The 5,825-nt window shown below is 60.3% G+C and carries 5 protein-coding genes and 1 pseudogene; 1 reads left to right on the top strand and 5 read right to left on the bottom strand.

All coding sequences use genetic code 11. The features are described from left to right. Nucleotides 1-324 (top strand): annotated as a pseudogene (locus tag ERD80_RS09775) (hypothetical protein); the annotation flags it as partial. A gap of 125 nt (nucleotides 325-449) precedes the next feature. Here ERD80_RS09775 and ERD80_RS09770 read toward each other — a convergent pair. From ERD80_RS09770 to ERD80_RS09750, 5 genes are all read right to left on the bottom strand, one after another. Then, entirely contained in the window at nucleotides 450-1,157 is a 708-nt protein-coding gene (locus tag ERD80_RS09770) for an isochorismatase family cysteine hydrolase (RefSeq protein ID WP_058781540.1), read from the bottom strand. Beyond that, nucleotides 1,150-2,460, bottom strand: coding sequence for a cytosine permease (locus tag ERD80_RS09765; RefSeq protein ID WP_136546716.1), 1,311 nt, complete (start codon nucleotides 2,458-2,460; stop codon nucleotides 1,150-1,152). The genes ERD80_RS09770 and ERD80_RS09765 overlap by 8 nt, the downstream gene beginning before the upstream one ends. Then, entirely contained in the window at nucleotides 2,453-3,901 is a 1,449-nt protein-coding gene (locus tag ERD80_RS09760) for an amidase (protein ID WP_136546714.1), read from the bottom strand. Before ERD80_RS09760 ends, ERD80_RS09765 begins: the two co-directional genes overlap by 8 nt. A 253-nt stretch (nucleotides 3,902-4,154) precedes the next feature. Continuing rightward, nucleotides 4,155-4,793, bottom strand: a complete 639-nt coding sequence (gene leuE / locus ERD80_RS09755) for a leucine efflux protein LeuE (RefSeq protein ID WP_058770263.1) — start codon at nucleotides 4,791-4,793, stop codon at nucleotides 4,155-4,157. 201 nt (nucleotides 4,794-4,994) lie between these two features. Beyond that, the coding region (locus ERD80_RS09750) for a LysR substrate-binding domain-containing protein (protein WP_136546712.1) at nucleotides 4,995-5,825 on the bottom strand (831 nt) is incomplete at its 5' end.

Genomic DNA, 5,825 nt, shown 5'->3' with positions numbered 1-5,825 from the left:
GGCGTGCAGCCGCAGGAATTTGAGCAATTCATCGCGCAGAATGCCGCGCGTATCGTTGATTATCCCGGCTGGAAGTTTCACATGCTGAAGGGCACCGGCGGTAATCGAAGTGAGCAGTATGCGGTGATGCTGGTGATCGAAAGCCTCGACTCGCTCAACAGCTTCCATCCGGCGATGGACGTCTCAACTGAAAAATCGCTGACGTTTGTGAAAAACCATCAGGAGAGCGAGCGTATGTATGATGAATGGCGCACCATGGCCTCGTTCTCCGGCGCACCGCAAATGTATACCGACTATCTGACGATTGCCGGCAACGTTGGCTGAAGTTTGCCATGACCGGCGGAGGCCGGTCAGACTGCATCATCACGCCCGCGCAGGGTTGGTGTGCGGTTGTGGCTGGCCCGGCACCTCAACGCCTGGCCAGCCCGCCATTCGCGTCCGTTGCCGGATTAGCTCACCCGCGCCGCTGCCGGGCTGTTCAGCGCGGCCAGCAGCGTTGCCGAGTCCGCCACTGCGCCAAAAATACCGCCCTGCATATGAATCATGCTGAGCGCCGCCTCATGATGCTTCAACTCCGTCGCCGCGCAGCAGTCGCTCAGCACCAGACATTCAAAGCCGCGATCGTTGGCTTCGCGCAGTGTGGTATGCACGCAAACGTCGGTGGTGATGCCGCTGATGATTAAGTTGCGGATACCGCGACTGTGCAGAATCAACTCAAGGTCGGTGGCGTAAAAAGAGCCCTTGCCGGGTTTATCAATAATCACTTCATCCGGTAGCGGCGCCAGCTCGGGAATGATTTCCCAGCCTGGCTCACCGCGCACCAGAATGCGACCACAGGGCCCAGGTGCACCAATCTCCGCCTGCATGCGCCGCGAGCGCCAGCGCTTGTTAGCCGGCAGATCGCTCAGGTCCGGACGATGGCCTTCACGGGTATGGATGATCGGGAAGCCGGATTCGCGCATGCGCGCTAACACCTGCTGCAGCGGTTTGATGGGGGCGCGTGTCAGGGAGATGTCGTAACCCATAGTGTCAACATAACCGCCCTTACCGCAGAAGTCGGTTTGCATATCAATCACCAGCAGCGCGGTGTTTTGCACCGTGCAGTTGCCGTCAAACGGCCACGGATAGGGGGTTGAATTAACGATATAATCAGGCATTGCTTTTCTCCATTACCGCCGTGCTGCTTTCCGGTTTCCATTTAACGATCAGCGTATAGCTCAGTGCCGCGGTGACCAGGCCGATAACCGCTTCACCAAACTGCGGGAATTCGAGGTGGGCCATCACCGCACACAGACTGCCGATGGCCCAGGCGGCGAACGCGCTGCCGCGCAGGCGCCGGGTTTGACGCTGTTCGCTGATTTTCGCCATAAAGATCAGGTCAACAATCATCACTGCGCCAAACGGCGGCACCACCATGCCGAGCAGGCTGAGCCATTCGAGGAACCAGGACCACACGCCGGCCAGCGCCAGCACGCCACCGATGGCCCCGAGGATCAGCGTCCACAGGCGCATTTTGCTGCTGAACAGATGGCTGAAACCGACCGCGCCGTTATACAGGCAGTGCGTGCACACCGAACCGAGGTTGATAAACACAAACAGAAAGGCAATAACGGAGAGCAGCATGCCATGCCCCATCAGCAGCGGCAGGAAGTTACCGCCGTTGCTGAGCGGATCAACCGCCGCGCCGACGGCGACAATCACCACGCCAAACAGATAGGAAATCACAATCGCCAGCGGGAACGCGGAAAACGCGGCGATCACCGCTGATTTACCGTCCTTCGACCAGCGGGTGAAATCCGCTGTCATGGTGCCGGAATCCGCAAAGCCGGCAATCACCATGGTGACCGCCGTGCCCATGCTCATGGCGCCAGCGGCTGCCGGACTGCCCTGCCACTGGGTCAGCGTGGTGAAATCATGATCCTTGCTCACCAGCCACAGCGCCACCAGCCCCAGCACCACAAACAGCGGAGCGGCAATCATTCCCAGCACCGACAGCGCCCGCACCCCAAGAAAGGTGACGCCAGTATACAGCACCATGGCAAACGCGGTGACCGCCAGCGCATTCCAGCCAAAAGTCTGGTTGATCACCGTCCCGGTCAGGCCGGTCTGGAAGGCGTACCAGCCTATCACCACGGTAGAAAGAAAGCCGGACACCAGGATATAGCCTTTGGTGCCAAAGGTCCGCTTCGCCTGCAGCGCGAAGTTCATACCGGTATGCCCGGCGAACCAGCTAAGTGCGCCGACATAGGCAAAGAGCACCAGGTTACCCAGCAAAATCGCCAGCAGTGCCGGCCAGAAGCCAAGATGCCAGGTGATAATGCCGCCGAACAGCGCATTAGTGAGGATCATCGGAAAGCCAAACCACACCGCCGACACCGAACCCGTCGAGTGGCGATGGCTAAGCGGCACCGGCTCATGCTCGAACTCCTGCTCCAGCGCAGGGGAAGATTTGTTACTCATGGAGAACTCCAATAGCAGCAGGATAGTGATGATTCCATGGTTGGATGCGCTCAAAAGCGGCACTGGCCGCCAGCACCAGGCCATCGTCCAGATGACGACCCACAATTTGCATACCGATCGGCAGACCACTGGCCGTGAAGCCGGCAGGCACCGAGGCGGCAGGCTGACCGGTAAAATTGAACGGGAAGCAGAACGACAGCCAGTGATCGCTGCGCACCATGCGGCCATCAATGACTTCCGGGCCCTGCATATGCAGCGCAAATGGCGGCACCGCCAGCGTCGGCGACAGCAGCAGGTCGTAGTGCTGCATAAAGCGCCACAGCTGGTTGCAGAGCTTTTTGCGCGTGGTATTGGCGTCGGTGAAATGCTCCGCGTGCCAGTCGCGCTGCAGCATGGCACTCAGGTGCGGTGACATCGCAGCACCCAGCTCACTCTGCATCTGGCGCATGCCGCTCAGATCGCTTTCGAACGCCACCAGCGCAGCAAAGCTGGCGCTTTCGTCAGCGATGCCGGGATCCACCTCCTCCAGCTCTGCGCCCAGCGCCGCAGCGAAACGACGTGCGGCCGCGGTGACCACGGCGCGCACTTCCGCATCGACGGCGATATAGCCAAAGTCGGCGCTGAAAGCGATGCGCAACCCCTGCAGTGGCCGATGCAGACTGCCCAGCCAGTCAACATCACTGCACGGGATGGAGTGCCGATCGCGCATGTCCGGACCGGCCATCACCGACATCATCAGCGCGCTGTCGCGCACGCTACGCGTCATCGGACCGATATGTTCAAGCGATTCCCAGCTAGAAACGCCGGGATAACGCTCATCGCGGCAGCCCGGCCACAGCGGTACCCGCCCCATCGAGGCCTTGAGTCCATAGACACCGCAGTGGGCTGCCGGGATACGTACCGAGCCACCGCCATCACTGCCGAGCGCCATCGGACACAGCCGCGCCGCCAGCGCCGCGCCGGAACCCGCGCTCGATCCGCCCGGCGTTTTGCTCACATCCCAGGGATTGCGCGGTGAGGGAAACAGGGGATTATGGCCGACACCGCTGTAGCCAAATTCCGGCGCGGTGGTCTTGCCCAGCAGGATGGCATCCGCCGCCAGCAGGCGCTCAACGGTGATGTCATCTTCTTCGGGAATAAAATCGGCGTAGGCGGCCGATCCTGACGTGGTTCGCACACCGGCGGTACAGATCAAATCTTTTACCGCCAGCGGCACACCCGCCATTGCGCCCAGCGGCTCGCCGCGCGCACGACGGCGGTCGATCTGCTCTGCCTGTGCCAGTGCCCGCTCCGGCGTCAGCGTACAAAACGCCTGTATCAGCGGCTCCCGCTGTTCCAGGCGATCCAGCGTCGCCTGGGTTAACTCGCGCGCGGAAACCTCGCCGTCGCGCACCCGCGCCGCCAGCTGGGTGGCATCTTCATCCAGCAGTGCATCAAACATGATCGTTCTCCCGGGTTAATTGGCTACCGGGAGGAGTGCAGTTTGCGTGCCAGAATAGTGTGGTGTGCGCGGCCGTTATGCGCCGGACCAGATGGGATACGGTCTGGGATACAAGATGGAATACTTATGGATGCGGCAGCCATACCGATGCAGGCAATACGCACAAACTGTGCGCACCGCTGCATCATGGCGTTGCCATTTTAGGGTGCAGCCGGCGGAGGCGGCGTTGCTGCCGTGGCGTGCGTCAGAAGGGTTAGCTTTGCGCGCTGACTAACCGCACGGCGAAGCCAAAAAACAGCATGCCGGTCAACATGTTCGCCAGCTTGACCAGGCGGGTGCGGCTGCGCAGATAGCGCACCATCACCGCGCCAGCCACCAGCAACAGGGAATAGTAGCTGAAACTGATCACCTGGATCAGCGCACCCAGGGTGGCAAACGCCGGCGCGGTATGGGTTACGCGCGGATCGATAAACTGAATGAAGAACGAAACGTAAAACAGAATCGCCTTGGGATTGGTTACGCCAAGCAGCAGCGCACGCAGGAAATAGTTTTCCTGTTTTACCGCTTCAGCCGGTTGATCGCCGCTGCGTTTGCGCAGCGCGCCGATGATAATCTTCACGCCGAGATACAGCAGGAACATGGCACCAAGATAACGCACCACCATAAAAATATGCGGACTGGTACGGATCAGCGTCGCGACGCCCGCCCAGGCGAGAAAAATCAAAATCAAATCGCCCGCCATCACCCCGGCTATCGCCTGACAGGCCGGCTTTGCCCCACGACTCATCCCGGTGCGCAGCACATACAGACTGTTGGGTCCGGGTAATAGAATGATCACCAGCGCGCCCGCCAGGAAAGTCCAGAGATTGATGATGCCTAAATCGTGAAACATTACGGTGCTACCCCATGCCGTTAAGCAGGTAAAAATGAGTGAAAGTGGAACCCGGCGCGCTGCTCAACTGCCGCGGCGCGGCGCATAGTAGCAGTTGTGCGGTGGATTTGTCGCTTCACGCCACGGTTCTGGTGGTCGAAACGGTGTTATGTAACACATACAGCGCGCGACTGGCACCAGTGACGTTGTCACAGTGATGATTCAGAGGTTTCGCAACTGCTGCATCACCGCATCCAGAAATAGCCGTAATACCGCAGGCTGGCGTTCGCGCGACATATACAGGCCATAAATGCCTAAGGTGCGCGGTTGAAAGCCAGGCAGTACGCAACGTAACTGACCGCTGGCCAGCGCAGCCTGTGCCTCCATTGCCGGCACCATGGCAACCCCACATCCGGCGATAGCGGCATCACATAACACGGATGAAATACCAGCGCTGAAATTGCCGCTCACCACCACGGAAACCGCCTCGCCTTGCGCATCGTGAAACTGCCAGCGCTGCCCGGCAAAGCGGCTGTAGTGCAGGCAATTATGTTGTGCCAGATCCGCTGGCGTCTGCGGTTCGCCCTGCTGCGTTAAATAGGCCGGCGCAGCGCAGACTACCGAAGCACATTCACCCAGCCTGCGGGCAATCGCGCCGGGCTCCGGATCGTCGGTAATGCGAATGGCCACATCGATGCGCTCACCCACCAGGCTAACCGGCTGATTATTGATCTCCAGCTCAATACGCACCGCCGGGTAACGCGCGAGGAACGCCGGAATCATCGGTCCAAGAATGTGTGTGGCGGTTGAATGTGCACAGGCCACGCGCAACGTGCCCTGCGGTTTGCCCTCATCGCCCTGCTGCTCAATCTCGTCGGCCAGCCGGGCCAGCGCGCGTGTCTTATGCAAAATCTGCTCACCCGCCGGGGTAATGGTCAGCCGCCGTGAAGAACGGTGCAGCAGGCGTGCGCCTGCCCACTTCTCCATTTCATCAAGATAGCGACTGACCATCGGGCGCGAAATATCCAGCGCGCGCGCCGCTGCGCTCAGGCT

This window comes from Pantoea sp. R102, from assembly GCF_004916815.1.
Lineage (GTDB): Bacteria > Pseudomonadota > Gammaproteobacteria > Enterobacterales > Enterobacteriaceae > Pantoea > Pantoea dispersa.
The sequence above is the reverse complement of the archived record's forward strand: the minus strand, read 5'-3'. Positions and strand labels throughout refer to the sequence as shown.

Coding starts and splice junctions, on each gene's coding strand:
- ERD80_RS09770 (WP_058781540.1), bottom strand. CDS start 1,157: ATGCCTGATTATATCGTTAATTCAACCCCCTATCCGTGGCCGTTTGAC.
- ERD80_RS09765 (WP_136546716.1), bottom strand. CDS start 2,460: ATGAGTAACAAATCTTCCCCTGCGCTGGAGCAGGAGTTCGAGCATGAG.
- ERD80_RS09760 (WP_136546714.1), bottom strand. CDS start 3,901: ATGTTTGATGCACTGCTGGATGAAGATGCCACCCAGCTGGCGGCGCGG.
- leuE (WP_058770263.1), bottom strand. CDS start 4,793: ATGTTTCACGATTTAGGCATCATCAATCTCTGGACTTTCCTGGCGGGC.